Origin of the sequence: Longimicrobium sp. (assembly GCF_036388275.1) — a bacterium.
Lineage (GTDB): Bacteria > Gemmatimonadota > Gemmatimonadetes > Longimicrobiales > Longimicrobiaceae > Longimicrobium.
On sequence record NZ_DASVSF010000053.1, the window covers coordinates 1 to 25,733 of the forward strand.

A 25,733-nucleotide genomic window follows, 5' to 3' on the forward strand; every position below is an offset into this window, starting at 1 on the left:
GCAACGCAGCCGGCGTGCACTGGCGCAGCGACTACACCGAGTCGCTTCCCTTCGGCGAGGCCATCGCCATCGGCCTGCTCCAGGAGATGAGCCTCACCTTCAACGAAGACGACGCGTTCTTCCAACTCACCCGCTTCGACGAGACCACCATTCGCATCTTCGACGGCAAGGTGGTTCCGGCGCTCTGACACCGGCTTCGCACTCTGTGTGAATCTTTCACGCGGAGGCGGGGAGGAAAACTGAAGAGCCGCGGAGGGGCACCCAACGCCTCCGCGGCTCTCCGTTCCTCCGCGCCTCCGCGTGAGATTCTTCGTCCTCCTACGGGCCTGCGGTGGCGCTTTCGGGAACGCGCGGCACCTGGATGAGGCCCGCGATCACCGCCTGGCGCAGCGTCTCGACCCGCGCGTAGACGGCGGCGGGGATCAGCGGGCGGTTGCGCTCGTCGTAGATCCATCCCACGGCATCCTCGGCCAGCCCCTGCGACACCACGCCGCCCTGGAAGGCGCCCCGGGCCTCCTGCCCCACCAGCCCGCGGACCGAAACGCCCAGGTTCTTGGTGATGGAGGTGAGCACGCGCCCGGGCGCCTGGTCCCACTGGTCCACGTCTACCCCGATCACCCACTTTCCCGACTCGCGCGCGGCGCGGAAGACGCCCGCGCCCGTGCCGCCCGAGGCGTGAAAGATCACGTCCGCGCCCGCGGCGTACTGCCCGGCGGCCAGCGCGTACCCGCGCGCGGGATCGTTGAAGGCGGCGGGCGTGCTGCCGGCGAACTCCACGTCCACGCGGCAGTCGGGGCACACGCGCAGCACGCCGGCCGTATAGCCCGCCTCGAACTGGCGGATCACCGGCGCATCCATCCCGCCCACGAAGCCCACGCGGCCCGAGCGGGTCATCAGCCCGGCCAGGGCGCCCGCCAGGAATGCGCCCTCCTCCGAGCGGTAGGTGATGCCGGCCAGGTTGGCGGGCGGCGGCTGGGCGCGCCCCTGCGCGTCAGCCACGGGCGAGTAGTCGAGCACCGCGAAGTGCACCGACGGGTACTCCTTGGCCAGCTCGAACGCGGGCGCGCTGGCCATGAAGCTCACCCCAACCACCAGGTCGCGCTTCGCCTCCGCGTACTTGCGAAGGTCGTCGGGCTTCCCTTCCCCGCCCACCGCCTCGGTGACGGCGGTGTCGGCGCCCAGCTCGGTGGCGGCGGCGGCCAGGCCGGTGAGCGCGGCGTCGTTGAAGCCGCGGTCGCCCCGCCCGCCGCTGCTCAGCACCAGGCCCACAGACACGGAATCCCCCGCGCCGGTCCCCGCCGTCTCGCCGCCGCCGCAGCCGGCAAGCGACAGCGTGGCGAGCGCGAGGAGGAGGGGACGAAGTCGTTCAGCGGCCATGGGCACCCGGGAGTTTGAAGTAGCTGACGCGCGATTCCAGCTGGTCGGCCTCGGCGGCCATCTTTTCCGCCGTGGCCGCCAGCTCTTCGGACGCGGCCACGTTGCTCTGCGTGATCCCCTCGACGTCGCCGGTGCGCGAGTGGACGAGGGAAATCTGCTCCGTCTGATGAACGGACGCGCCGGCCACCTCTTCCATCAGCCCGGCGGCCTCGCGGATCATGGGCTCCAGCTGCGCCATCACCGAGGCGGAGCGCTCCGCGATCCCCCGGCTGCTCCCCGCGATGGCGCCGATCTCCTCCGCCGCCTCCTGGCTGCGCTCCGCCAGCCGGCGCACCTCGTCGGCGACCACGGCGAACCCGCGGCCGTGCTCGCCGGCGCGAGCCGCCTCGATGGCGGCGTTCAGCGCCAGCAGGTTGGTCTGCTCGGCGAGGTAGTGGATGACGGAGATGCGGTCGGTGATGCGCTTCATGGCATCCATCGTCTCCGCCGCGGCCGTGGCGCCCAGCTGCGCGTCGCCCGCGCCGCGAAGGACCACGCCACGCATGTCGCGGGTGCGCTGGGCGCTCTGCCCGGCGGAGGCGTTCACCTCGTCCAGCGCCTGCGCCGTTTCGCGGACGGCCTGCGCCTGCTCGGTGGCGGATGCCGACAGCTCCTGCGCGCTGGCCGCCACCTGGGCGGCGCTGGCCGACATGGTCTGCGTGGCACCGCGGATTTCGTCGATCACCGTGCCCAGCCGCTGCTGCATGTCGGCGAAGGCGCCACCGAAGCGGTCGTCCGCCGACCGGGGCTGCACGCGGCGCGTGAGGTTGCCCTCGGCGATCTCGCCCGCCACGGCCGCCATGTCGCGCAGGTACGCCGTCATCCCCACGAACGCGTGACCGAAGGTGTCGCGCTCCGACCGGGGGTGCACGGGTACGTCCAGGTCGCCCGCGGCGATGCGGTCCGCCGCGTGCGCCATCTCGCGCAGGTACGCCGTCATCCCCCGCATGGCGGCCAGCAGGCGCCCCAGCTCGTCGTCGGCCGCCGCCACGCCGTTGTCCGACTCGTCTTCCACGTCGCCCGCGCTCACCCGCTCCGCCACGCGCACCGCCTCGGCCACCTGCGTGGCGACGGAGTCCAGCACGCCGCGCGAGATCTGCCAGAGCAGCCAGGTGGCGAGCGCCGCCACGGCCAGGACGAGAATCAGCGCGACGATGCCCACCCGCCGCGAGGCCGCGAACACGCGCCCGATGTCGGCCTCGCGCTCGCTTCGCAGGGTGGAGAGGCGGGCGCGCAGCTCGGCGCGGCCGCGGGTCATCCCCTGCAGGTCGCGGATCATCTCCGGGCTGCTTTCGCCGCCGATGAAGCGCGCCGTGGTCCCCCGGGCCAGGGTGTACCACGCCTCGAACCCGTCGCGGAGCGCCTCCGTCTCCGCGCCCTCGACCGCCCCGGTCTCGCGAAGCGCGTCCACGTCGCGAAGGTAGCGCGTCCGCAGGGTGTCGGTGTCGGACAGCTTGGCGGTGTCGCGCAGGGCGACGGCGTCCTGCAGCCCGCGCTGCACCGCCTCGACGCTTTCGCCCAGGTTGCGACCCAGCTGCACCGCGGGTACGTAGCGCGAGCCGATGCGCTCGCCCTGCAGCAGGTTCAGCAGCACGGCGAAGGCGCCCACGGCCAGCACGGTAGCCAGGGCGGCCAGCGCCAGCCGGGGGAGCATCTCCATGCGGTCGCGAAAGCCCAGCCCGCCCAGGTGGGCGCGGGCGCGCGACGGGCGGCCGGCCAGCAGCGTGCGGGCCAGCGTGGTCCAGGGGCTAACGGCCATGGTGCCCGGCCGTCTGAGGAGCGAGCGGGGCCGGCGGCGGCCCCGAGGGCGAGGGCGCCGGGAACGAAGTAAGCCGCTCCGGGGAGCGGCGTATTTGCGATGAGACGAGCACGATGCACTTCCTCGCGCGGGCCGGTCAGTTGGACGGGAAACCCAGTCTAACGAATCGGCGCGGCGGGGTCAAATGCAGGTGTGGCAGGCACTTCCGCGATTTGGGGCGGGTAATGGCCGATGGATGACCAGCGTCCCTGTCGGTCACTCGCTCACGGCCCACCGGGGCCTGGTCCGCGCCTCGCGCGAGATCAGGGCAACCCCTTCCTCCGCCATCCCCCGCATGTGGCGGGTGAGGATGGCTTCGAAGTCCGCGGCGAAGCGCCGCTCCGGGGTGGATTCATACACCTGGCTGCACCCGCGGCAGGCGATCACGCCTTCTTCGGGGATGTACGTCCACGCCGCCACGCATTCCATCTTGTGCTCCAGTACGGCCACCGGCTCCCCTTCCATTCCGGGTTCCCGACAACGGGCGTTCTGAGAGGATACGAGCGATCCCGGCGGATCGGATTCGTCCGCGTTCGGGGAGGGGCGCGGATGATGAAGGTTGACATGGCCGGGGACGGCAGCAGATTGAGCTGACCGGCCGATCCCCTCCCGCGCCGTCCTCCATCCCCCGCCCCGAATGGCCCCGTGACCCTTTTCCCGACCGGGCTCTTTTTCCGCCTCCGCCGCAACGGTGCGCTTCTCCTCTGCGCCGCCGCGTCCATCGCCGCCGCGAGCCCAGCCGCCGCGCAGTCCACCACGTTCCGCGGCAAGGTGCTGTACGAGAAGGTGCCGGCGGGCCCGACGGGGCTGCGGCTGGACGCGCCGGTGCGCACGGCGGCGGCGGGGGTGCGGGTGGAGGTGGTCGCCTCGCCCTCGCGGCAGGTGCTGGGGAGCGGGTTCACCGACGCGAAGGGCGCCTACTCGATTCCCGTGACGTTCCGGGGACGGCAGGCGGTGTTCGTGCGGGCGCTGGCGCAAACGGAGAACGCCACCGTGGTGCGCGTGGGCGACCGGATGGAATTCGCCATGGTGGCGGCGACGGCGACCGTCACGCCCGGCCGCGCGGTCAGCACCGATCTGCTGGCGACGGACAGCACTCGGATCGCGGGCGCCTTCAACATCGCCACGACGGTCGCGCGGGCGAACGCGCTGGTGCAAGCCGCGCAGCCGGGCGTGGCCCTTCCCAAGGTGGAGATCCGCTGGGACACGGCGTACGTGGGAGGCACCTTCTTCCGCCGATCGCAGAACGCCGTATTCGTCAACGGAAAGCGCGACGAAGACAGCGACGAGTACGACGACCACGTGATCGCCCACGAGTACGGCCACTTCCTGATGTCGGCCTTTTCCAGCGACCCCAGCCCCGGCGGCGGCCACGGCTTCGGCGAGCGGCTTGACCCGCGGCTGGCGTGGTCGGAGGGGTGGGGAAACTTCTTCGGCGCGGCGGCAACGGGCGCGTCCACCTACATCGACACGGGGAGGCTCCACGGGAGGCAGGTGGTGCTGCTGAACATGGACCTGGAGGTGGATGCCCCGCGGAACGACGTTCCCGGCATCTGGAGCGAGCACTCGGTGGGCTCGGCGCTCTGGGACTGGTTCGACGCGGCGGGCGAGGAGGGCGACTCGGTGGCGCTGGGGTTCGCTCCCCTGTGGGCGGCCTTCACCGGGCTGGCCAAGGTGCCGGACGCCTACCTGCTGCGCTACGCCGACGTGCTGGGCGCGCAGACGCGGCAGGGGCGGCTGCTGGCGGCCACGCTGCAGGCACGCGGCATCCGCTACGCCGTGGGCCAGGAGCCCCGCCCGCGCGATCCGTTTCCCGAGCCGCTGCCGGCGGGAACCTCGGTGACGGGAACGGTGGACAGCCGCAGCACGCGGCGCAGTAACCTGTACCGCTCGTCGGCGCACTACGGGTTCACCGTGTCCCAGGGCCGGCAGGTGACGATCACGCTCAAGATCCTGGAAGCGCGCGACGAGGACTTCGCCGACCTGGACCTGTACCTGTTCGACGAGACGGGCGAGCAGGTGGCCACGTCGAACGCGGTGAACGGCGTGGGCGACAGCGAGCGCATCCAGCAGCAGCTGGAGCCCGGCTATTACCGGGTGGAGGTGAGGAGCTGGAGCAGGGGCGGCTCGCCGCTGCCCGCCGGCAGCGCCCACCAGGGCACCTTTTCGCTCGTCGCGCGGTACTGAGCGCGCACGGCCTACCCCGTCCCCGACATCGATCTCATGAAGCTCGTCCTTTTCACCGCCTGCATGCTCGCCGCCGTCCCCGCGTCTGCCCAGTCGGGCGTGCTCCGCCTGAGCGGGACCGAAGGCAAGGTGACCGCGCCCGTGACGGTGGAGTTGGTGCCGCTGCCGGACCCCGGACCGGGGCGGCGCCGCGTAAGGATCGTGGGGCTTCCCAGCGTGTCGGCGCCGTCGCTGACGCTGGACGTGAGCGCGGAAAACGGCATCGCGCTGGCGAGCCCCGTGGTATGGACGGGCGCGGCGACGGCGGGCGAGGAGGTGGCGCTGGAGGTGGAGCTGGTGGTGAACGGGCCGGGAGAGCAGCGGCTGGTGGTGGCCGCCACCGTAAAGCACGACAACGGCTTCAGCCAGACGGGGCTTCACGTCTTCAGCCTGAACCCCGCCGCGAACGCCAGCTTTCTGAAGCGCCTCCCGGCCGCGCCGACGGACCCGGGCGGCAGGCGCATCCTGGAAGTGCCCGCCGCAACGCCGTAAACAGCGAAAGACAGGATCACGCGGGAGGGGCGGAGGCCGCGGCGGGTGAACCCGCGGCTGGACCAGCGGAAAGCCCCGGCTCGGGCCGCTGTCGCGTCCCGCCCGGGGCTTCACCTGCACGCACACCAGCTGCCGACGCGCACCGCTGTCATCCCGACGGAGCGGCCCCGGTGAACCTTCCCCCACGCCGATGACAGCAGCGACGGAGGGATCCGCCACACACCTGCGGTCGTGCACCGGTCCGTCCCGCACGCCGGACCCGCCGCGCGAAGCTGGGACGTGCCACCTTGACCTCCCACACACCGGAGCAAGCCAGTCCGCGCAGGCGGACTTCGGGTCGTTGTTGCAGCGACTTCAGTCGCCCGTGCCGGGATTGACGCCAAAGCGGTGGCAAGCGCGAAGACAGGCGCGGCAGCCGAGGGCCGAGAACAACGGAGGAGCCAACTCTTGCGTGTAACCCGCTTACCCGTTTTTCAGCCGGTGGAAACCACGGCGCCCCGCGTGAGCGCCTCGCGGACGTGGTCCAGCAGGGCCTCGCGCGAGAATGGCTTTTCCAGCAGCATCACGGTGGGGTCCAGCACTCCGTGGTCCGCCAGCGCGTCGTCCGTGTAGCCCGACATGAACAGCGTCGGCAGGCCGGGCCAGCGGCGCGCCACCTCGTCCGCCAGGTCGCGCCCGCCCATCCGCGGCATCACCACGTCCGTCAGCAGCAGGTCCAGCGCCCCGCCGCACTCCGCCGCCACGTGCAGCGCCTGGGCGCCGTCCGCCGCGTCCATCACACGATATCCCGCGCCCGTGAGCACGGTGCGGACGAAGGTGCGCACCGCGGCGTCGTCGTCCACCAGCAGCACGGTTCCCGTACCCGCCGCGGGCGTCCGCGCCGGCAGCGCGGCCACGGCGCCGGGAAGCTCGTCCGTCGCGGGAAGGTACACGTGGAAGGTGGCGCCGCGGCCAGGCTCGCTCTCGGCCCACACGGTGCCTCCGCTCTGCTTGATGATGCCGTACACCGTCGCCAGCCCCAGCCCGGTGCCCAGCCCCGCCGGCTTGGTGGTGAAGAACGGCTCGAAGATCTGCGGCAGCACCTCCGGGGCAATGCCCTCGCCCGTGTCCGACGCGGAGATGACCACGTAGCGGCCCGGCTTCAGGTTCACGGGCGGCGCGCACAGGCCGTCGGCCGGGCCCACCACGGCCGCGCGGGTGGTGATGCGCAGGGTGCCGCCGGCGGGCATGGCGTCGCGCGCATTCACCGCCAGGTTCAGCAGCACCTGCTCCACTTGCGCGGGATCGGCCCGCACCTGCCCCGCCGCCGGGTCAAGCTCCACCTGCAGCCGCACGTCTTCGCGCAGCAGCCGGCGGAACATGCGCTCCAGGTCGCGGATGGTGGCGTTCAGGTTCAGCACGCGGGGCTGCAGCACCTGGCGGCGGCTGAAGGCCAGCAGCTGGCGGGTGAGCCCCGTGGCGCGTGCGGCGGCGTTGCGGATCTCCATCAGGTCCGCGTGCATCTCGCCGCCCGGCTCCACGTCGGACAGGAGCATCTCGGTGTAGCCGGTGATGGCCGTGAGCAGGTTGTTGAAGTCGTGCGCCACGCCCCCCGCCAGCCGCCCCACGGACTCCAGCCGCTTGGCGTCCACCAGCTGCGCCTCCAGCTGCTTGCGCTGGGTGACGTCTTCCATGGCCCCGATCATCCGCACGGCGGCGCCATCGGGGTCGCGCAGCACGTAGCCCCGGTCCAGCACCGTGGCCCAGCCGCCGTCGCCCCGCCGGATGCGGTACTCGTCCTGCCACGACGACCCGTTCCCGTCCACCACCTGGTACAGGCCGGCGACCACGCGTTCCTGGTCGTCGGGGTGCAGCTGCTGGATCCACCATTCGGCCGGCGCCTGGGCACTGGACTTCCGGTGGCCGAGAACGGTTTCCAGCGCCTCGTTCCACACCACGCGACCCAGCACCAGGTTCCAGTCCCACACGACGTCGTTGGTGGCCCGCGCCGCGATGCGGAAGCGCTCCTCCGACTGCCGCAGCTCCTCCGCCGCCCGTACCCGGTCCGTGGCGTCGAGCATCAGGCCGTCCCACACGACGGTGCCGTCGGGGCGGCGCTCGGGGCGCGAGGTGGCGTACACCGTCCGTACGTCGCCGCTCGGCGTGCGGATGCGGCCGTCCCAGCGAAAATCCTGCAGCGTGGCCGCCGACGCCGCGATGGCCGCGTGCAGCGCCGGCCGGTCCTCGGGAAGCACCAGCTCCTGCATGAACGACGGGTTCTGCTCCACGTAGGCCCGGTCCACCTCGCACAGGCTGCAGGCACCCTCGCTCACGTACGGCCACGACGTGGACCCGTCGGGGTGCAGCGCGAACTGGTACACCATCCCCGGCACCTTCGAGGCGATCCGCTCGAAGCGCGCCTCGCTGCGGCGCAGGGCCGCCTCCACGCGCACCTCGTCGGTGACGTCCACCACGTGGGCGAAGATGCCGGTCACGTGTCCCCGGGCGCGCACCGGCTGGTACACGAAGCTCACGAACCGCTCCTCCACCGGCACGCCGGGGCGGGGCTGCATGCGAATGGGAACGGCCGTGGCCACGAACGGCTCGCCGGTCTGGTACACCCGGTCCAGCAGCTCGAAGAAGCCCTGCCCTTCCAGGTCCGGCAGCGCCTCGCGCACGGGCCTGCCGAGCAGGTCGCTGCGCCCCACCAGCCGCTGGTAGGGCTCGTTGGCCACGGTGAACACGTGGTCCGGGCCCTCCGTCGCGGCGACCATGGCCGGCGCATCGCGAAAGAGCGCGTCGAACCGGGCGCGCTCCGCCTGCAGCCGCTCGCGCTCGGCGTCGACGCGCGTGGTGACGTCGTGCGCGCTTACCAGCCACGCAGGGCGGCCCTCCACCTCTACCCGCTCCGCCGCCAGTTCCACGTGGATCTCGGAGCCGTCGCCCCGCCGCAGCCGCCGCGCGGACGCATGGCCGTTTCGCGGCGGCAGCGGCCCGATCTCCTGCGGCCCCAGGTCAAGGAACTGGCAACGCGTGTAGCCGAACGCGCGGCACGCGGCGTCGTTCACGTCGAGCACCTCGCCGGTGCCGGCATCCACCACCCACAGGGGAACGGGTGCGCGCGCGAACAGCGTTTCCGTCGCGGGAAGCGTGGCCTGCATGGGCATTCTGCCGGGGGGCGCGGGGGTGTCCGAAAGAGGGGCAATTCGGCGAATATCGCGTGCACGAAATGTCGGGGCGGCGGCCCCCCTCAACAACCCCCGTCTCGGTTCCCAAAACGCAACTGCAGCGCCGTTTTTGCGCATACCGTCCGCATGTGTACGCCGCCTCTGTTCCCTAGCGGGAACGCCGCTCGACGGGGTGACGAATGCGCTCGGAATGTGTAGTGGCAACCGCTGGATCGATCTATCGTGACGTCGGAAAAAGATCGGAGTTCCTCACCGCGTGTCGCGGGAGCCAGGTCGTGCGGCGCTGGCTGGCGCCGCTCGCCGGAATCGGTTGCGCGGGAGTGCGGCCGGCGGTGTCGGAAGGGGAACAGGCGGGACGTGTGGGGAGCCATTCTGAAGGCAGGGACACCCACCGCAACCCGCGGCACCCCCGGACGCCGCTACGGCGCGCGCGTGCCGCCGGGGCGCGGCGGGGGAGTCGCGGCCAGGGGAAGGCGCAGGGTAAAGGCGGAGCCCTGGCCGGGGGTGCTCTCGATGCCGAGGCTGCCGCCCAGCAGGCCGGCCAGCCGGCGCGAGATGGGAAGCCCCAGCCCCGTGCCGCCGCGGCCGGCGCTCCCGCCCGTCTGCTCGAACTCCTGGAACACGCGCTCGTGGTCCTCGGGGCTGATGCCGGGCCCCGTATCCTCCACCCGCACCTCCGCCCACCGGCCGGCCGACGACACCGTCACCCGCACGGAGCCCGCGTCCGTGAACTTGACCGCGTTGGAGAGCAGGTTCAGCACGATCTGCCGCACCCGCCCAGGGTCGGTGACCACGTGCACGGGCTCGCCCGGGCGGATCTCCAGCTCCAGGTTCTTGTTGCGCGCCTGCAGCTCCACCGTGCCGGCCACGTCGCGCAGCAGCAGCGCCAGCTCCGTGGGCTCGGGGAACATCTCCAGCTTGCCGGCCTCCATCTTGGAGATGTCGAGCACGTCGTTCACCAGCTCCAGCAGGTGGCGGGCGCTGCGCACCACCCGCTCCAGCGTGCCGCCCTGGGTGGGCGTCAGGTCGCCGTACACCCCCTCCTGCAGCAGCTCGCCGTAGCCCAGGATGGCGTTGAGCGGCGTGCGCAGCTCGTGGCTCATGCTGGCAAAGAAGCGCGAGCGCTCCGTCATGGCCTGCTCCAGCACCGCCGCCTGCTCCTCGAGCGCGCGCGCCTGCTGCCGCGTCTGCGCGTGCAGCACGGCGTTGTCCAGCGCCAGCGTGGCCTGCCGACCCAGCAGCCCCAGCAGCGCCAGGTCCTCGTCGCCGAACGGCACCCCGCTCGCCCGAAAGGCGGCGAGCATCGCCGGGCCGTTGGACGAGCGTGCCACGCACACCCCGGCCCCCGCGCCCAGGGCGTACGGCCACTCCCCGTCGTCCCCGGCGGTGAACCGCACGGCGGGCGCGCCGGGGGCGCACGACAGATGCTCCAGCACCAGGTCCACCATCACGAACCACCCCGGGTCGTCGGGGCCGATGCCGAAACCGGCGCGCACCTCCGGCACCGACACGGCGCCGGGCATGGCGAGCAGCACCACCTCCGCGCGAAAGGTGCGCGCCACCTGCCCGGCCACGCCGTCGGCCAGCGCCTGCAGGTCCACCGCCTCCAGCGCCAGCCCCGACACCCGCGCCACCGACGCCAGCTCGTCGTAGCCGCGCTTGATGCGCGCCATCACGCCCACGCGCGCCAGCAGCTCGGCGCGGCTGCACCCCTTGTTCAGGAAGTCGTAGGCGCCCAGGTCCAGCCCGCGCACCAGCAGCTCCTCGGTGGGGGCCTGCGCCGTGAGGAGCAGGATGGGGATGGGGGCGGTGGACGGGTCCTGCTTGAGGCGCTCCACCACCTCGAAGCCGTCCATCCCCGGCATCTGCACGTCCAGGACGATGACGTCGGGGCACTCGGCCTGGGCGCGCTCGATCCCCTCCGGGCCCGACGAGGCGCTCTCCACCGTGTGCCCGGCGGCGTTGAGGATGGCGGCCACGGTGGCCCGCGAAACCTTCTGGTCGTCCACCACGAGAACGCGCGCCATCACCCCACTCCTACGATGGAGGCGAGCACGCCGGCCATCTCTTCCAGGTCCACGTCGCGCTCCGCCGATGGGCGCGCCGCCGCCGGCATCCCGTCGATCACCGCCGTCCGCGCGCTCTCCACCAGGCCGCGGCCGCCGGCGGCGCGGATGCGGGCCAGCCCCTCGGCCCCGTCGTTCCCCATTCCCGTGAGCACCACGCCCACGGCCGCGCTCCCCGCGGCCCGCGCCACGGAGTCGAAGAGCGTGTCCACGCAGGGCTTGTGCAGGCTCGCCGGATCGTCCCACAGGCGGATGGAGAGGGTGCCGTCGGCCGCGCGCTTCACCGCCATCTGCCGTCCCCCCGGGGCGATGAGCACCGTCCCCGGCACCACCGGGTCGCCGTCGCGGGCCTCCGCCACGTGCAGCGGGCTGCGCCGGTCCAGGCGCTCCGCCAGCGTCTCGGTAAAGCCGTGGGGCATGTGCTGGGCGATGACCACGGCCGCCGCGAAGCCGGCGGGGAGCGCGGGAACCAGCTCCGCCAGCGCCCGCGGCCCGCCCGTGGACGAGCCGATGGCCACCACCTCGTACCGCCCCTGCCGCGCGGCCGAAGCCGTGGCGCCCGCCCTGGACGACGATGGGCGCGGGGGATGCGGGGGCGCGGCGCGCGGGGCGGTGCGGGCGCGCAGCGCGGCGGCCACCTTCTCGCGCAGCAGCGGCGCCAGGGCGTGGATGTCCATCCCCGTGCCGGCGCCCTTGTCCATGAAGTCCACCGCCCCGGCCTCCAGCGCGCGCAGGGTGATCTCCGCCCCCGCCTGGGTGTGGGAGGAAAGGAGAAGGACGGGGGTGGGGCACTCGCGCATGATGCTTTCCAGCGCGGCCATCCCGTCCATCCCCGGCATCTCCACGTCCATGATCACCAGGTCGGGGCGCAGCGCGCGCACCTGGGCCAGCGCCTCCTCGCCGTCGCGCGCGCCGCCCACCACGGTGACGCCGGGGAGCGGGCCCAGCATGCGCTCCGTGGCCCGGCGCACGAAGGCGCTGTCGTCCACCAGCAGCACGCGCGCGGGCTCTTCCGTCACGCGGCCTCCAGGGGGCGCCGGTAGAAGAGCGCGCCGGGGCGGCGGTGCAGCTCGAAGGGAATGGGAACGTGGCGCAGGCTCTCGGCGTGCCCCAGGAACAGGTACCCGCCGGGGGCCAGCGCCTCCCACAGCCCCCGCGCCGCGCGCAGCACGGCGCCCTCGTCGAAGTAGATCATCACGTTGCGGCAAAGGACCAGGTGCTGGGGGCGGAGGGCCGTCCACCAGCCGTCCTGGACCAGGTTTGCGGATGCGAAGCGCACGGGCGCGCGCACCACGGGCTTGACCGTCCACGCGTCCTCGCCGCGCGGGTCGAACCAGCGGGCGCGCCAGGGCTCGTCCGTGGCGCGAAAGGCGTGGCCGCTGTAAACGCCCGCCTCCGCCCGCTCCAGCGCCCTGGGATCCACGTCCACCCCCGTCACCCGCAGCGCGCCGGGCGCGGCGAACAGCCCGCGCTCCCGGGCCAGGATGGAGAGCGTGTACGCCTCTTCCCCCGTGGAGCAGGCCGCGCTCAGCAGCCGCGCCTGGCCGCCGAGGCCCAGCCGCGCCGCCAGCTCCGGCAGCACTTCGCCGCCAATCACGTCGAGCGATCCCTGCTCGCGGCAGAAGTAGCTCTCGTTGTTGGTCAGGTGCGGTACCAGCCGCCCCCGCTCCGCTTCGCGCTCGGGGTGGAAGCGAAGGTGGAAGAGGAGCGCGTCGAACGACTCCAAGCCCAGCGCCGCGCGCCGCGGCTCCAGCCGGGTACGCAGGATCTCGCGCCGCTCGGGGCCCCAGCGGTGGCCCAGCTCCTCGGCCAGCCACTCCGCCCACAGGCGGAACTCCTCGTCGCTGAACGGAACCGCCATCAGCCGGCGGCCGTATGGGCGGCGAGGGCGCGGACGGCGGCCCGGCGGACGAGCGGGTCGGCGTCGTGCTCCGCGGCGGCGCGCAGCGCGGGCTCCGCGCCGGGCGCATGCACCCGCTCCAGCGTGCGGGCGGCCGCCAGGCGCAGGCGCCAGTCCGCGTCGGCCAGGGCGCGCACCAGCCGCTCCTCGGCCCCCGCCGGCGCGATCTTGCGCAGCGCGATGGCGGCCACCCGGCGCAGGTCGCGGTGGTCCCCGTCGATCCGCGCGGCCACGGCCTCGGCCGCGCGCGGGTCGCCCAGCTCGCCCAGCGCGTGCAGGGCCGCCGCCTCCAGCCCCGGGTCGTCCCCGCTGCCCAGCACCTGCAGCAGCACCTCCAGCGCTTCCGCCGCGCCCGTGCGCCCCAGCGCCCGCACCGCGGCGAAGCGCGCGCCCGCGTCCGTCCCGCGCGCCAGGAGGGCGAGAGGTGCCACCGCCGCGGCCCCGCCGGTGACGGCGAGCGCCGCGGCGAGCGCGCGGATGGCCGCCGGGTCCGTTTCCCGCGCCAGCGCGGCGGCGACCGCGGCGGCCACGGCGTCTCCCGGGCACCGGGCGATGCCCTCCGCCGCCGCGTGCCGCGTTTCCGCGGACGGGTCGTTCAGCAGGGGCACCAGCAGCTGGCAGGCGCCGCCGGGAAGACGGCCCAGCGCGAGCGCGGCCCCGGCGCGCCGGCCGGGCTCCGCCAGCGCCTCGCCCAGCAGCGCGCGCACTTCCGCGGCCGGCGCCGCGCGCCCCAGCGCCTCGGCCACGGTGGCGCGCACCTCGGGGTCGGCGTCGTCCAGCAGCGCGGCGACGCGCGCGGCGGCGGCGCGGTCGGGCAGCGGGGGAAGCGCGGCGAGCAGCTCCTCGCGCGCCCCCGCGTCCGCCGCCTCGATGCGGGGAAGGAGGACGGCCAAGGCGACATCGGAGGGAAGCAAGCCCAGCGCGCCCGCGGCCGCCGGCCCGCGCTCGGAGTCTCCCAGCGCGTCCGCCAGCAGCGCCGCCGCCTCTTCCGTCCCCGCCACGCCCAGCAGCACCGCGGCCCGCTCGTCCGCCGGCGCCCCGCCGGAGAAGCGCGCGGCGAGGGCGTCCGCGTCCGCCCGCGCCGCTTCGCGCAGCCACTCCGGGAGCGGGGGCGGCGCGCCGGGAAGGAGCCCCGCCGCCGCGGCCAGGGCGGCGCGGCGCAGCTCCGCGTCGTCCGCGAAGGCAGGGCCGCGCAGCGCATCCAGCCCCGCCGGCTCTCCCAGCTCGCCGATGGCTTCCACCGCCGCGCCCGCGAGCAGGGGATCGGCCGTAGCGGCCGCGAGCGCCGGCAGCGCCCGCGCCGCGCCGATGCGGCCCAGCGCGAAGACGGCCGCCAGCGCGCGCCAGGGATCGCCGCCCCCCGCGACGGCGGCCAGCGCCTCGACCGAGCGGGGATCGCGCAGGGAGCCCAGCGCGTCCGCGGCCGCGGCGGCCACGTTGGCGTCCGCGTCGCCCAGCGCCGCCTCCAGCCCGCCACGCGCGGCGGGGTTGGCGGATTCGCCCAGCGCAGACGCGGCCAGCAGGCGGACGTCGGGGTCCGCGTCGTGGCGCACCAGGCGGTCCAGCGCGCGCAGTGCGCCGGCCAGCGCCCCCGGCGCGGCGAGGGCGGCCAGGATGGAGCGCGCGGCGTTGCGGCGGCCTGCGTCGCCCCCGTCGCGCAGGGCGGCCTCCAGCGCGGGAAGCAGGAGGCGGGCGTGGCGCAGCCGGGGGAGCGCGGCCAGCGCGCGGTCGCGCACCCACGTGCGCTCGTCCGCGGCGCCGGCCAGGGCGCGCGCCGCCGCTTCGCCGCCCCGCCCGGCCTCCAGCAGCCCGGCCAGCTCCTCCGCCAGTGCCGGGTCAGACACGGAAGCGGCTCACCAGCTCGGTGAGGCGCGCGGCCTGCGCGGCCACGTCGTCGGCCGCGCTGCGGGCCTCGCGCACGGAGGCCTGCGCGGCGCGGGCGCCCTGCGCGATGTTTTCCGTGGCGCGGAGGATCATCTCCCCGCCCCGCTTCTGCTCGGCGGTGGCCGCGAAGACCTCCTGCGTCTGCTGGTTCATGCTCTCCGTGGCCTGCACGATCTGCCGGCTGGCCAGCGCCTGCTCGCGGGTGGCGATGCGCACCTCCTCGGAAACGTGCTGGATGTGCTGCGTGGCCTGCTGCGCCTGCCGCGCGGCCAGCACCTGCTGCTCCGTCGCCAGCGACACCTCCTGCATCAGCTCCGCGGTCCGCGCCGCCGCGGCCACGATGCGCTCCAGCGCGGTGGCCGCCGCCTCGGCCAGGGTGATTCCCTGCTCCGTCCGCTCGCCCAGCGCGCCGCTGCTTTCCATCGCCGAATCCACGCCGCCCCGGACCGCCTTGATGGTGTGGCCGATCTCGCGCGCCGACTCTACCGAGCGCTCGGCGAGCCGGCGGATCTCCTGCGCCACCACCGCGAAGCCGCGCCCGTGCTCGCCCGCGCGCGCGGCCTCGATGGCCGCGTTCAGGGCGAGCAGGTTGGTCTGGTCGGCGATGTCCTCGATGGTTTCCGAGATCTGCCCCACCGACTCGCCCTGCGCGGTCAGCACGCGCATGCGCTCCGTGAGCCGGTTGACCTCGTCGTGAATGCGGCGCATCCCCGCGACCGTCTGTTCGACCGTGTCTCCGCCGGTGCTGGCCGCGGACTTGGCGTCCAGGGCAATGCGGCGCGTCTCGTCCACGTGGCGGCCCACCTGCTGGATGCTCGCCGCCATCTCCTCGATGGTGGCGGACGTTTCCTCCACCGCCGTCCCCAGCGTGTCGGCGCTGCCGGCGGTGTGCTCGATGGACTGCCCCATCTGGGCGATGGAGCTGCTGGTCTGCTCCACCGACGCCGCGAGCGACTCCGCAATGGAGGCCACGCGGGTGATCTGCGCGGCGATCTCCTCCATGGAGGTGGAGGTCTCCTCCGTGGCGGCCACCTGCTCGTCGACCGTGGCGGCCATGCGCTGCGAGGTGGCCGAGATCTGCTCGGCCGCGGCGGCGGTCTGCACCGCGGCGGTGTTCACGCCCCCCACGGCGCCCCGCAGGTCGCGCGACATGCGGTTCAGGGTGTCGGTGAGCTGCCCCAGCTCGTCGCGGCTCCCCGCCTTCGCCTGCCCGGTCAGGTCGCCCTCCGCCACGCCGCCGGCAAAGCGCACGGCCTCCTGCAGCGGCTTGCCGATGCGGGTGGCCAGGAACCACGCGGTGCCCACCGCAACGGCGAGCGCCAGCACGGTGAGCCAGACGGCGGTGTCGCGCGCGCGGTCGGTGGCGGCGCGCACGTCGTTGCGGCGCGCCATGGACAGCTTGGTCTCCTGCTCGTGGAAACGGGACAGCACGTCGCGGGCGCGGTTGGCCCCCCGCCGCCCCGCACCGGACTGGACGAAACGGGCGACGGAGTCCAGCGGCGGCCCGCCGGCCTGCAGCGTGGCCCGGCGCAGCGCGATCCCGGGCGTGGCGACGGTGCTCACCCAGTCGCCGGCAAAGGTGACGACGCTGTCCAGGCGGGCCTCCTGCACGGGGTCGCTCACCAGCCGCTTGGCATCGGCGTGGAAAAACTCCACGCGCCGGTCGGCCTCGGCGTACATGGTGAGCGCCGTGTCCTGCCCGCTGAGCAGGAAGTCGCGATACGCCAGGGTGCGGTCCGCCAGCGCCACCTCCAGCTGCACCGCCGCGCGCTGCACGTCCTCCACCCGCCGCGACTCGGCATCCAGCCGGGTGAGCCGCCGCCCCTGCACGGCCACGGTGAAGGCGATGACCCCCATCAGCGCCAGCACGGGCACGAAGCCCAGCAGGATCTTGTTGCGCACCCGCATGTCGCCGAACCATTCCGACACGCTCATCTCGCCTCTTCGCCCAGGACACGTTCCAGGTGCAGCAGCGCCACGCGGCGCCCGGACCCCGGCACGGCGATGCCGGCCAGCCATCCGGGCGGCAGCGCCGCCGTTGCTTCATCCGGGGCCGCCTCTTCGTCCCCGTCCTCGTCCAGCAGTCCCACCACGCGGTCCACCAGCAGCCCCACCGCCTCCCGTCCGCCCCCCCACACCACCACCAGCCGTCCCGCCGCCCCCACCGGCGCCAGCCCCAGCCGCTCGCCAAGGTCCACGACGGCCAGCACCGTCCCGCGCACCTGTGAAATGCCACGCACGCCATTCAGCGCGAACGGCACCCGGGTGACCGGCGGGGGGCGCAGCACCTCGCGCACCCGCTCGGCGGGAATGCCGAACTCCGCGCCCCCCACGCTCACCGACAGCGTGCTCACGCCGCTCCGTCCAGCCGCGCGGCGAGCGCGGCCAGCAGCTGGGCGGGCTGCCAGGGCTTGGGAAGGAACCCGTTTGCCCCCGCCTGCCGCGCCGCCGCCTGGTCCGCCTCGGACGCCTCGGTGGAGCAGACGAGGACGGGGACGGACGTCATCCCCAGCTCCCCCCGCAGCCGGCGGATGAACTCCAGGCCGTCCATTCCCGGCATGTTGATGTCCACCACCATGCCGTGCACCTCCGGGTCGCGCGCGGCGGCGTCCAGCCCCTCGGCCCCGTCGGCGGCAAAGGCCAGCTCGTAGTGCGGGCCCAGGACCATGCGGTACATGCGCACCATCATGGGGCTGTCTTCCACCACCAGCAGCCGGCGTCGCCGTTCATCCCCCACCCGTGCCTCCCCGGTACAGGTCTACGTTCATCTCCAGCATCTCCCCCGGATCCAGCAGCAGCACCACCCGTCCGCGCGCGTCCACCACCGCGCCCGACACGCCGCGCGGGCCGCCCAGCGCCGACGGGAGCGCGCGCACGGCGGCGGCGTCCTGCGCCAGCAGCCGGTCGGCGCCCAGCGCCGCCGCCCGCGCCCCGCGCCGCAGCACCAAAACGAAGCGCGGGTCCGGCGCCGGCGCCCAGCCGAACACGCGGTCCAGGCGCACCAGCGGCACGGCCTCGTCGTGCACGGCGACGGTTTCCGCCGGGCCCGTGCGGCCGGGCGCGCCGGCGCGGAGGGTTTCTTCCACGTCCAGCGCCGGGATGGCGAAGGTTTCCCCCGCGGCCTGAAAGAAGAGGACGGGCACCAGCGCCACCGTCAGCGGAACGAGCAGGACGAAGCGGGTGCCTCCCTCGTCGCCGTCCTCCACCCGCACTTGGCCGCGCAGCCGCGACACGGCCTCGCGCACCACGTCCAGCCCCACGCCGCGCCCCGAAACCTCGTCCGCCACGGTCCGCGTGCTGAAACCGGGACGAAAGAGCAGGTCGTCGATCTCCTCCTCGTCCAGCGCCTCGCCCTCCGCCACCAGGCCCAGCTGGCGGGCGCGGCGCTCGATGGCGGCGCGGTCCAGCCCGCGCCCGTCGTCTTCTACCTCGATGCGCACGCGGTCGCCCTCCTGCGCGGCGGAGAGGCGGACGGTCGCCGTTTCGGGCTTGCCGGCCGCGCGGCGTTCGTCCGGCGGCTCCACGCCGTGGTCGACGGCGTTGCGCACCAGGTGCAGGAGCGGGTCCAGCAGCGCGTCGGAGGTGGCCTTGTCCAGCTCCGTCCCCTCGCCGTGCAGCTCCACGCGCACGCGCTTGCCGCGCTCGCGAGCAAGCTCGGCGGCCAGCGGGGGAAAGCGCGAGAACACGCGCTCCACGGCCACCAGCCGGAGCGACGTGGCGCCGCGGCGCACGGCCGAGGCCGACGCCTCCAGCTCCTCCAGCCGCTCGGCGGCGCCGCGGCGCAGTCTCGCGGCCTGCAGCGCCTGCGCGTTCTCCGCCATCCACGCGCGCAGCCCCTCCACGGCGCGCACCAGGTCGTCTACCTGGCCCAGCAGCGGGTCCAGCCGGGCAAACGGAATGCGCAGCGATTCTTCCCGTGCCCCCGCGTCGCTCCGGCGCTCCGGCGCCGGCGCGTCCCCGGGCGATGGCGTCCGCGCGGCAGGTGCGGGCGCCACGGCCGGCGACACGGCGCTGTCGGCCGGGAGGGGAACGCGCGGCGGGATGGATGGAAGCGGCGCGGCTTCCGTGGATGTCGGGGCTTCCGCTCGCGCACCGCCGGCGGCGGATGGAACCGCGGCGGATGCGTCATCCAGGGTCTCCGCGTCATCCGCGGCCTCGGCGGACGGCGCGGGGGCGGCGAGCGCGTCGGCGAGCTCCGCGCGCAGGGGGGCCAAGGGCGCAAAGGCCTGCTCCTGCTCCGCCCCGCCCGCGGCCTCCAGCGCGCGGTGAAGGGCGGCGGCGGCGCGCTGCAGCGTCTCCAGCGGCAGCACGGCGGGCGCGGGAGCGTGCTTGAACGCGTCTTCCACGCCGTGCACCAGCTCCTGCAGGGGCCGCAGCCCCAGCATGGCGGCATTGCCCTTGATGGTGTGCAGCGCGCGCAGCAGCTCGGCGCGCTGGGCCTCGTCGGGCGCCTGTCCGGCATCCAGCCCCGCCAGCACGGCATCGAGCCGCGCCAGCTGGGCGCGGCCCTCGTCGCGAAAGTCGCCGAAGAGCTCGGAAAGGTCCAGCAGGTCCGACAGCGTGTCCGTCCAGTGCCGATGGTGGGTGCCCGCAATGTAAACTGCCATGCAAACTTACGACCACCGGCAGCGGCGGGCGGCAGAACCAGCACCTCAAGCGGCACGACGATGGTGATCGGTCGCGGATGAGCTGCCAACACGCAATCCGCCTCAAAGTCGCACTATCCGGGAAGTGCCACAAAATCACACTATTGGGGCGCCTACAGATGCGCCACCGTGAGCGTGCGCCGGGGGTCCGGCATGAACTCACATGGCGGCATCTGGAGGTACCCATGAGCAGCACCCCGAAGCCGGAGGCACCGGCAGCGGCAAAGCCAGTGCGCCAGAGAAAACCCGCACCTGGCTCGAGGACAGGCGGGCCGTTCGTCGATCCACAGCCTGCTGAGGAACGAGATCCGGAGGACGCGGCGCGCAGATTTCATCGCGGGCTCAACCTCCTGGGGAGCGGGAACTGATCCGGAGGGCTCCGCCGCCGGGCGCTCAATCCGGCGGGGGGATACATCGCGGGAACGCAATCCCATCCGCTCATGGGATGTCGCCTTCAGGTAGCGTGTATCTGGACGTTGTGTTAAGGTGTCACATCGAGAGTACCCCTTTGAGGCTTTCCCGATATGGGCGTCGATCGCGCGGCAGAGAACGAGCGCGGCTGCATCTGGACTGCCCCGAACTGGGTTCTGGGGGAACTCTCCGTTGTCGTGGAAATCGACGACGACATCCTCGCCGTAGAGTTGTGGAGGGCCGTGGCAAGGGTCCGGCTATGGGCCCACTCCATAGAGAACCGTGAGGCGTTGTTCAGCGGACGTGACGACTCCATCGCGGATCGGCGCGCATCCATCGAGCGTACCGAACCCGATCTCGCGCGCCTGCTGGATGTCTTCGCCCGCTTCCACGGCTCAGTGGATCCACCCACCGAGAAGGAAGTGATCGCGGCGTGCAGAAAAGTAGCGGGGTGGGCAGAGCAGCGTAGCGCATACGAAACTGCAATGCAGTTTGCCGAGGCGGCCGCGATGGTAGATCCGGAGGATCCGCGACTCGCAAACGATGCCGGCCGTGTGTGCCGCAGGGCAGGAGATCGCCCGCGGGCTGAGGTCTGGTATTCCCGGGGGATCGGCTTGGCGCGGCGGTCACAGAACAAGAAGCAGTACGCCAGCGGATATCTAGGCCTCGCGGCGGTGCTGAGGGACGGGGGTGAGCACTATCCCGCGATGGCCCTGATTCGCCGTGCGGGCAACGCCGCCAAGCGCGGGGGTTTGCGCGGCAAGGCGGCGGAGGCGTACCAGGACGCTCTGGGCGTGGCAACGATCCACGGCGACATCACCCGCGCGGTATTCTTTGCCTACCGTGCCCTGAGTGTCTATCCCGTGCACCACAAGCGATTCCCCGCGTTTGCGCATGACGTCGCCTTCCTGCTGATCAACCGGGGCCTGTACTCAGCCGCAACGTCCATCCTGCCAGCTGTGCTGAAGCACATTCAGAGGCCGGTCGAGCGACTGGTGGTCCTCGGCTCGCTGGCTCGAGCAGCCGGCGGCGCAGGGAATCAAGAGGTTTTCCGATCTGCCCTGAGCGAAATCCGTGCGATGGCCTTTGCCCAGCGATCAACGTGGGCGGGCGCGATCTATAGCGCGGGCGAGGGGGCTAGACTGCTCGAGCTTTGGGACGTAGCCGCAGATCTGGCGGATGAAGCGATCAGAGCGGCACGTGAGAACGACGACCCCGTGGTCCTTCAGCTCGCCACACAACTCGCCGCTGAAACCGAACATCGTATTGAGGGGGTGGAGACCTGCCCAGAAGATGACCCCGCAGGGCGGTACCTGCGAACCTTGGCAGCGGAGCTGCAGCTTCGGCTGGCTCGCTGGCGGGGACCGACGTGGCGGCCCCGCCGCTCCCGCGGGGCCCAGGACGACTAGTTCCCCGAACCCAGCACCAAGCCCCCATCGTCCGCCGCTGTAGCAGAGCTGTCCTGGGGCATGGACTGTGTCGTTGTGGTGGAGTCCTGCCCCCGATTGCCTGACCCGAGAACCAGTCCTCCGCTCCCCGAAGGACCGGCGCCAGCAGCACTTGAAGTCGGGCTCGAGTTGCACGCTGCGCAGAGAAGTAGCGCAGCGGCTACGAGGGACGCGCGCAATTTCATGGGAGGCTCCGTCGAGGAAGTCGGGTAGCATCGGCCCAGGCACCCAGCCTGGGCCGACTCGCGTGAAAATACCCTTGCCACACGTTTTTCGCCACAGAGTCAATCCAGCTGCTGTCCGTCATTAAGTGGCACTTTTTCAGGTGGCGCTTGGACGGGTACGCTGGGAGCATGAAAAGCTCACTTTCGCTAGCGGCTGCACCGATTCTGACGTACCTGCTCCACCTGATCGCGCGGGAGGCTGGTATCCATGCGCTCGCCACCCGTGGCTGGGCAACGGCGAGCTACGTAGAAGCCGACACCAGACAGTGGGGAACATCGGATGAGCTCCGCGCCCTCGCGAAAAGGGGCCTCGTGCGCCAGCTCGACGTTCGCCCGCCAGGAGGTACCCGTTCCGTGTTCATCTACCGGATCACGCAGAAGGGCGCGGACCGGGTTGCCGCAACGGCGGGCATCGCCCCAGCGGTCGTCACTCCGCCCTTTGCAGGCCGGGAGACCCGAGTCTATCTGCGGGACGGCGTCGTAGCGGCCATCTCCGGACTGCGAGACGCGGCTGGGGAAACTCACATACGCCCGCGGGAGTGGGTGTTGGGTGAGACGGGGTGGTGCTCCGCCCGCGAGATCAGCCGGGCATGGGAGAAAGCAGCCAAGGAGAGTGGCGCGGCGGAGTTCTATTTCGTCACGGACGACATGCAGTGGCTCGTCCGCAACGGCTTCGCAGAGCATCAGGTCGTGAACGCAGTCCACGTGTACCGCCTCACGCCGGCCGGCGCCGCGCTCCAGGCCCTGGAGTGGAACGAACCACGCGGATGATGAACGCGGCACCTGCGGCTGCGCAGTGCAGAGCCGTCCCGCTGGACGTCTGCGAACGTTTTTGGCAGGGCGTGCGCGAACGTGCAAGCAAACCATCACGCATAAAGAACGAGGGTCGCACCGCGGCTGCGGTGCGACCCTCTCTTCAGTGCCCCCGGCGGGACTTGAACCCACTACCTCAGGATTAGGAATCCTGCGCTCTATCCGGATGAGCTACGAGGGCGAACGGCTAAAAAGGTAAGCCGATCCGCCGTTTCGGTCAACCGATCTTTCTAGCGGCGGGACGGGGGCAAACCCGCCACAACCAAAGCGCACGATGTCATCTCGAGGAGCAGGCCCAAGACGACCAGGTCGGCGGCGGTGAGGCGCTCGTGGCGCTCGGCTGCGCGGCGGGGCATGGCCGGGTAGAGTGCATCGCGCGTCAAGATCGACGGGCCGCGCCGAGTTGACGCCGGGCGTAGTCTAGTTTAGATTAGACCATGCCGGGAGGACGTCCCAACGCCGCGTTCGGCTGCGCCCACCCGCTTCTCTCTTCACCCCTCACTACACCGCCCATGCAGCCCCTTCTCTCCGCGGACTCGCCCGCCCCGACCGGCCCGCGCGCTCACTTCGGCAAGCTCTCGCCGGTGCTCGTCGTCGACGCCGTCGAGCCCTGCCTCGCGTTCTGGACCGAGCGCCTCGGCTTCCGCCAGGCGAACGCAGTTCCGGGCGAGGACGGCCGGCTCGTGTTCGCGAGCGCCGAGCGCGACGCCGTCGAGATCATGTACCAGTCGCACGCGAGCGTGCTCGCAGCCGAGCCCGAGGCCACGCGCCCCGAGCGAGCGCGCGACCTCGCCGGACACGCCGCGGCGCTCTTCATCGAGGTGGACGACCTTGACGCGGTCGAGGCCGCGCTGGCCGGCGCCCCGGTGGTGAAGGCGCGCCACGAGACGTTCTACGGCACCGCCGAGCTGTACGTGCGCGAGCCCGGCGGCACCACGGTCGGGTTCTCCATGCGCCTGCCGGCCCCGCCGGCGCCGGCCGCCGCGACGACCGCCGGGGTCGACCCGTGAGTGCCGCGCAGATCGCCCGCGCGCGCCGCGCGCCACCTTCGATCACGCGCGAGACGGTCGCGCGGCTCGAGGACCTGCCGAACGTCGGGCCGTCCATCGCCGGGGACCTGCGCGGCATCGGAGTGTCACACCCCGGCGACCTCGCCGGGCGTGACCCGTACGCGCTCTACGACGCGCTATGCGCCGCGACCGGCGTACGCCACGACCCGTGCGTGCTCGACGTGTTCCTCTCGGCGGTGCGCTTCATGGAGGGCGCGCCCGCACGTCCGTGGTGGCACTACACCGCCGAGCGCAAACGCGCGCTCGCGGCGCGGGCGCACTCCGGCCCGTAACCTTCGGGGACCTTGGAGGGAGCGGCCGTGGCCTACGCGACCTCGGGTGCGGTCCGCAGCCAAGGCACCGCGCCACGATTTCGCGCTACCTGGCGCTCTACCGCGCCGGGGGCTTGGATGCGCTCCTGCAGAGGGCGCACAGGCGAGCGCTCGGCCGCCGAGGCGGCCCGGCTGCTGGGGCGATCTCCCGGCTCGTGGCCCGTGACGAGGTGCGGCGCGCGCAGCCGCAGGAGCCTTTGCCCCTGCGATAGCTCGGCACCAGGTGGCCGCTCGCAGGCACCAAAGAGAATGCCCCCCACGGCAAGCCATGCGGGGCATTCACGTTGTCTCACAGGGTGTTTCGTCAATCGGGTTCCTGGTGCCCCCAGTGGAGCGCCGCGGCGACCTCGCCGAGCCAGGCCAGTTCCGCCTCGAACTGGCGGATGGTGAAGCTCACGATGAGCTCGGCGACCGCGACCGTCGGCCCCGTATCGGCCCGGATCGCCGCGAGAGTCGCCCGCTCCCGTGCCGCCTCGGCCTCGAGGAAGGCCCGCCGCCGAGCGAGCTGGAGCGCCCGTACCGCCGGGTCGCCCTGTGTCGCGAGCACGAGCCAGGTGAGGAAGGGCGGTGGCGGACGCTGGGTCGCCCACTCGGGCCGCGCAAGCGCGGCCGCGTACGCCCGCCGCCCCGCCGCGGTCACCCGGAAGACGCGGCGTTCCGGCCCGCCCCCGCCGGATCCCCGTTCGGTGGACCCGCGCTCGGCGCCGGCGGCGCGGCCGGGGGCCGGCCCAATGTGCCCGGCGTCGGCGAGCTTGCGGAGCGAGTAGTAGACCTGCGGGCGCGAAACGCCGGCCCAGTCGCCGACCTCGCGCAGTGCGAGCTCCTGGTTCACCTCGTAGCCGTGCATCGGCCGCTCGAGGAGCAGGCCCAGGACGACGAGGTCGGCGGCGGTGAGGCGCTCGTGGCGCTCGGCTGCGGGGCGGGGCATGGCCGGGGAGAGTACGCCGCGCCGCACCGCGCGTCAAGATCGACGGGCCGCGCCGAGTTGACGCCGGGGGTAGTCTAGTTTAGACTAGATGATGCCGGGAGGACGTCCCCAGCGCCGCGTTCGGCTGCGCCCACCCGCTTCTCTCTTCACCTCTCACTACACCGCCCATGCAGCCCCTTCTCTCCGCGGACGCGGGTCCGCAGACCAACCGCCGCGAGTTCCTGGGCAAGGCCACCGCCATGGCCGTAACGGCCGTGAGCGCCCCCGCCCTGCTGGCCGCGTGGGACAGCTCGCCCGCCCCGACCGGCCCCCGCGCTCACTTCGGCAAGCTCTCGCCGGTGCTCGTCGTCGACGCCGTCGAGCCGTGCCTCGCGTTCTGGACCGAGCGCCTCGGCTTCCGCCAGGCGAACGCAGTCCCGGGCGAGGACGGCCGGCTCGTGTTCGCGAGCGCCGAGCGCGACGCCGTCGAGATCATGTACCAGTCGCGCGCGAGCGTGCTCGCAGCCGAGCCCGAGGCCACGCGCCCCGAGCGAGCGCGCGACCTCGCCGGACACGCCGCGGCACTCTTCATCGAGGTGGACGACCTTGACGCGATCGAGGCCGCGCTGGCCGGCGCCCCGGTGGTGAAGGCGCGCCACGAGACGTTCTACGGCACCGCCGAGCTGTACGTGCGCGAGCCCGGCGGCACCACGGTCGGGTTCTCCATGCGCCTGCCGGCCCCGCCGGCCCCGCCCGCCGCGACGACCACCGGGGTCGACCCGTGAGTGCCGCGCAGATCGCCCGCGCGCGCCGCGCGCCACCTTTATCACTCCGTTCCGCGGGACTGTTTCGATTGCCCGTCCTGACGTAACTGGAACCTGGGTTGGATATCGAAAGCCCGCAGGCGGCAACGGTGCCGCCCTGCGGGCTTTTGTCAGGCTACGAACCGAAGCC

General features: G+C 73.0%; 20 protein-coding genes, 1 tRNA gene and 1 pseudogene. 8 read left to right on the forward strand and 14 right to left on the reverse strand.

Translation table 11 applies throughout. The features are described 5' to 3' along the window. A pseudogene (locus VF632_RS10420) lies at positions 1-188 on the forward strand (hypothetical protein); the annotation flags it as partial. A 130-nt stretch (positions 189-318) separates the two neighbouring features. On the opposite strand, the gene VF632_RS10425 reads toward VF632_RS10420, so the two are convergent. The 3 genes from VF632_RS10425 to VF632_RS10435 form a co-directional block, all read right to left on the reverse strand. Further along, entirely contained in the window at positions 319-1,377 is a 1,059-nt protein-coding gene (locus VF632_RS10425) for a BMP family ABC transporter substrate-binding protein (protein ID WP_331022821.1), read from the reverse strand. Next, complete coding sequence (locus tag VF632_RS10430) at positions 1,367-3,175, reverse strand: methyl-accepting chemotaxis protein (RefSeq protein WP_331022822.1); 1,809 nt, start codon at positions 3,173-3,175, stop codon at positions 1,367-1,369. Before VF632_RS10430 ends, VF632_RS10425 begins: the two co-directional genes overlap by 11 nt. Before the next feature lie 255 nt (positions 3,176-3,430). Continuing rightward, positions 3,431-3,679, reverse strand: coding sequence for a hypothetical protein (locus VF632_RS10435; protein ID WP_331022823.1), 249 nt, complete (start codon positions 3,677-3,679; stop codon positions 3,431-3,433). A gap of 180 nt (positions 3,680-3,859) precedes the next feature. Between VF632_RS10435 and VF632_RS10440 the strand changes: the two genes are divergently transcribed. After that, on the forward strand, positions 3,860-5,401 hold the full coding sequence (locus VF632_RS10440; protein WP_331022824.1) for a pre-peptidase C-terminal domain-containing protein: 1,542 nt from the start codon (positions 3,860-3,862) through the stop codon (positions 5,399-5,401). A gap of 36 nt (positions 5,402-5,437) precedes the next feature. Then, positions 5,438-5,932 carry a hypothetical protein gene (locus VF632_RS10445; protein ID WP_331022825.1) on the forward strand — a complete coding sequence of 165 codons (495 nt, stop codon included), beginning with the start codon at positions 5,438-5,440 and terminating at the stop codon, positions 5,930-5,932. A 473-nt stretch (positions 5,933-6,405) separates the two neighbouring features. Here VF632_RS10445 and VF632_RS10450 read toward each other — a convergent pair whose 3' ends face one another. The 9 genes from VF632_RS10450 to VF632_RS10490 form a co-directional block, all read right to left on the reverse strand. Next, positions 6,406-9,072, reverse strand: coding sequence for a PAS domain S-box protein (locus tag VF632_RS10450; RefSeq protein ID WP_331022826.1), 2,667 nt, complete (start codon positions 9,070-9,072; stop codon positions 6,406-6,408). 446 nt (positions 9,073-9,518) lie between these two features. After that, positions 9,519-11,126: a hybrid sensor histidine kinase/response regulator gene (locus VF632_RS10455; RefSeq protein ID WP_331022827.1), complete on the reverse strand. Its 1,608-nt coding sequence runs from the start codon at positions 11,124-11,126 to the stop codon at positions 9,519-9,521. Next, positions 11,126-12,184 carry a chemotaxis-specific protein-glutamate methyltransferase CheB gene (gene cheB / locus VF632_RS10460; protein WP_331022828.1) on the reverse strand — a complete coding sequence of 353 codons (1,059 nt, stop codon included), beginning with the start codon at positions 12,182-12,184 and terminating at the stop codon, positions 11,126-11,128. The genes VF632_RS10455 and cheB overlap by 1 nt, the downstream gene beginning before the upstream one ends. After that, positions 12,181-13,026 (reverse strand): protein-glutamate O-methyltransferase CheR, encoded by an 846-nt coding sequence (locus VF632_RS10465; protein WP_331022829.1) that lies wholly within the window; start codon positions 13,024-13,026, stop codon positions 12,181-12,183. The genes cheB and VF632_RS10465 overlap by 4 nt, the downstream gene beginning before the upstream one ends. Next, positions 13,026-14,909 carry a HEAT repeat domain-containing protein gene (locus VF632_RS10470; RefSeq protein ID WP_331022830.1) on the reverse strand — a complete coding sequence of 628 codons (1,884 nt, stop codon included), beginning with the start codon at positions 14,907-14,909 and terminating at the stop codon, positions 13,026-13,028. Before VF632_RS10470 ends, VF632_RS10465 begins: the two co-directional genes overlap by 1 nt. Then, positions 14,902-16,884, reverse strand: coding sequence for a methyl-accepting chemotaxis protein (locus tag VF632_RS10475; RefSeq protein ID WP_331022831.1), 1,983 nt, complete (start codon positions 16,882-16,884; stop codon positions 14,902-14,904). Before VF632_RS10475 ends, VF632_RS10470 begins: the two co-directional genes overlap by 8 nt. Beyond that, positions 16,881-17,303, reverse strand: a complete 423-nt coding sequence (locus VF632_RS10480) for a chemotaxis protein CheW (protein ID WP_331022832.1) — start codon at positions 17,301-17,303, stop codon at positions 16,881-16,883. Before VF632_RS10480 ends, VF632_RS10475 begins: the two co-directional genes overlap by 4 nt. Next, a complete protein-coding gene (locus tag VF632_RS10485; protein WP_331022833.1) occupies positions 17,300-17,686 on the reverse strand; it encodes a response regulator in 387 nt (128 codons plus the stop codon). The genes VF632_RS10480 and VF632_RS10485 overlap by 4 nt, the downstream gene beginning before the upstream one ends. Further along, entirely contained in the window at positions 17,676-19,556 is a 1,881-nt protein-coding gene (locus VF632_RS10490; RefSeq protein ID WP_331022834.1) for a chemotaxis protein CheA, read from the reverse strand. Before VF632_RS10490 ends, VF632_RS10485 begins: the two co-directional genes overlap by 11 nt. Before the next feature lie 563 nt (positions 19,557-20,119). On the opposite strand from VF632_RS10490, the gene VF632_RS10495 reads away from it, so the two are divergent. Together VF632_RS10495 and VF632_RS10500 are read left to right on the forward strand one after the other, a co-directional pair. Further along, entirely contained in the window at positions 20,120-21,415 is a 1,296-nt protein-coding gene (locus VF632_RS10495) for a hypothetical protein (protein WP_331022835.1), read from the forward strand. A gap of 392 nt (positions 21,416-21,807) precedes the next feature. Beyond that, complete coding sequence (locus VF632_RS10500; protein ID WP_331022836.1) at positions 21,808-22,449, forward strand: hypothetical protein; 642 nt, start codon at positions 21,808-21,810, stop codon at positions 22,447-22,449. A 149-nt stretch (positions 22,450-22,598) separates the two neighbouring features. Here the strand turns inward: VF632_RS10500 and VF632_RS10505 are convergent. After that, positions 22,599-22,672, reverse strand: a tRNA-Arg gene (locus VF632_RS10505). A gap of 331 nt (positions 22,673-23,003) precedes the next feature. On the opposite strand from VF632_RS10505, the gene VF632_RS10510 reads away from it, so the two are divergent. Together VF632_RS10510 and VF632_RS10515 are read left to right on the forward strand one after the other, a co-directional pair. Further along, positions 23,004-23,501, forward strand: a complete 498-nt coding sequence (locus tag VF632_RS10510) for a VOC family protein (RefSeq protein ID WP_331022837.1) — start codon at positions 23,004-23,006, stop codon at positions 23,499-23,501. After that, positions 23,498-23,833 (forward strand): helix-hairpin-helix domain-containing protein, encoded by a 336-nt coding sequence (locus VF632_RS10515; protein WP_331022838.1) that lies wholly within the window; start codon positions 23,498-23,500, stop codon positions 23,831-23,833. The genes VF632_RS10510 and VF632_RS10515 overlap by 4 nt, the downstream gene beginning before the upstream one ends. Positions 23,834-24,176: 343 nt before the next feature. Here the strand turns inward: VF632_RS10515 and VF632_RS10520 are convergent, their stop codons facing one another. Continuing rightward, complete coding sequence (locus VF632_RS10520) at positions 24,177-24,800, reverse strand: PadR family transcriptional regulator (RefSeq protein WP_331022839.1); 624 nt, start codon at positions 24,798-24,800, stop codon at positions 24,177-24,179. A gap of 167 nt (positions 24,801-24,967) precedes the next feature. On the opposite strand from VF632_RS10520, the gene VF632_RS10525 reads away from it, so the two are divergent. Continuing rightward, the gene (locus VF632_RS10525; protein ID WP_331022840.1) at positions 24,968-25,564 is read left to right on the forward strand and encodes a VOC family protein; all 597 of its coding nucleotides are present in this window, start codon (positions 24,968-24,970) and stop codon (positions 25,562-25,564) included. Positions 25,565-25,733 lie beyond the last annotated feature (169 nt).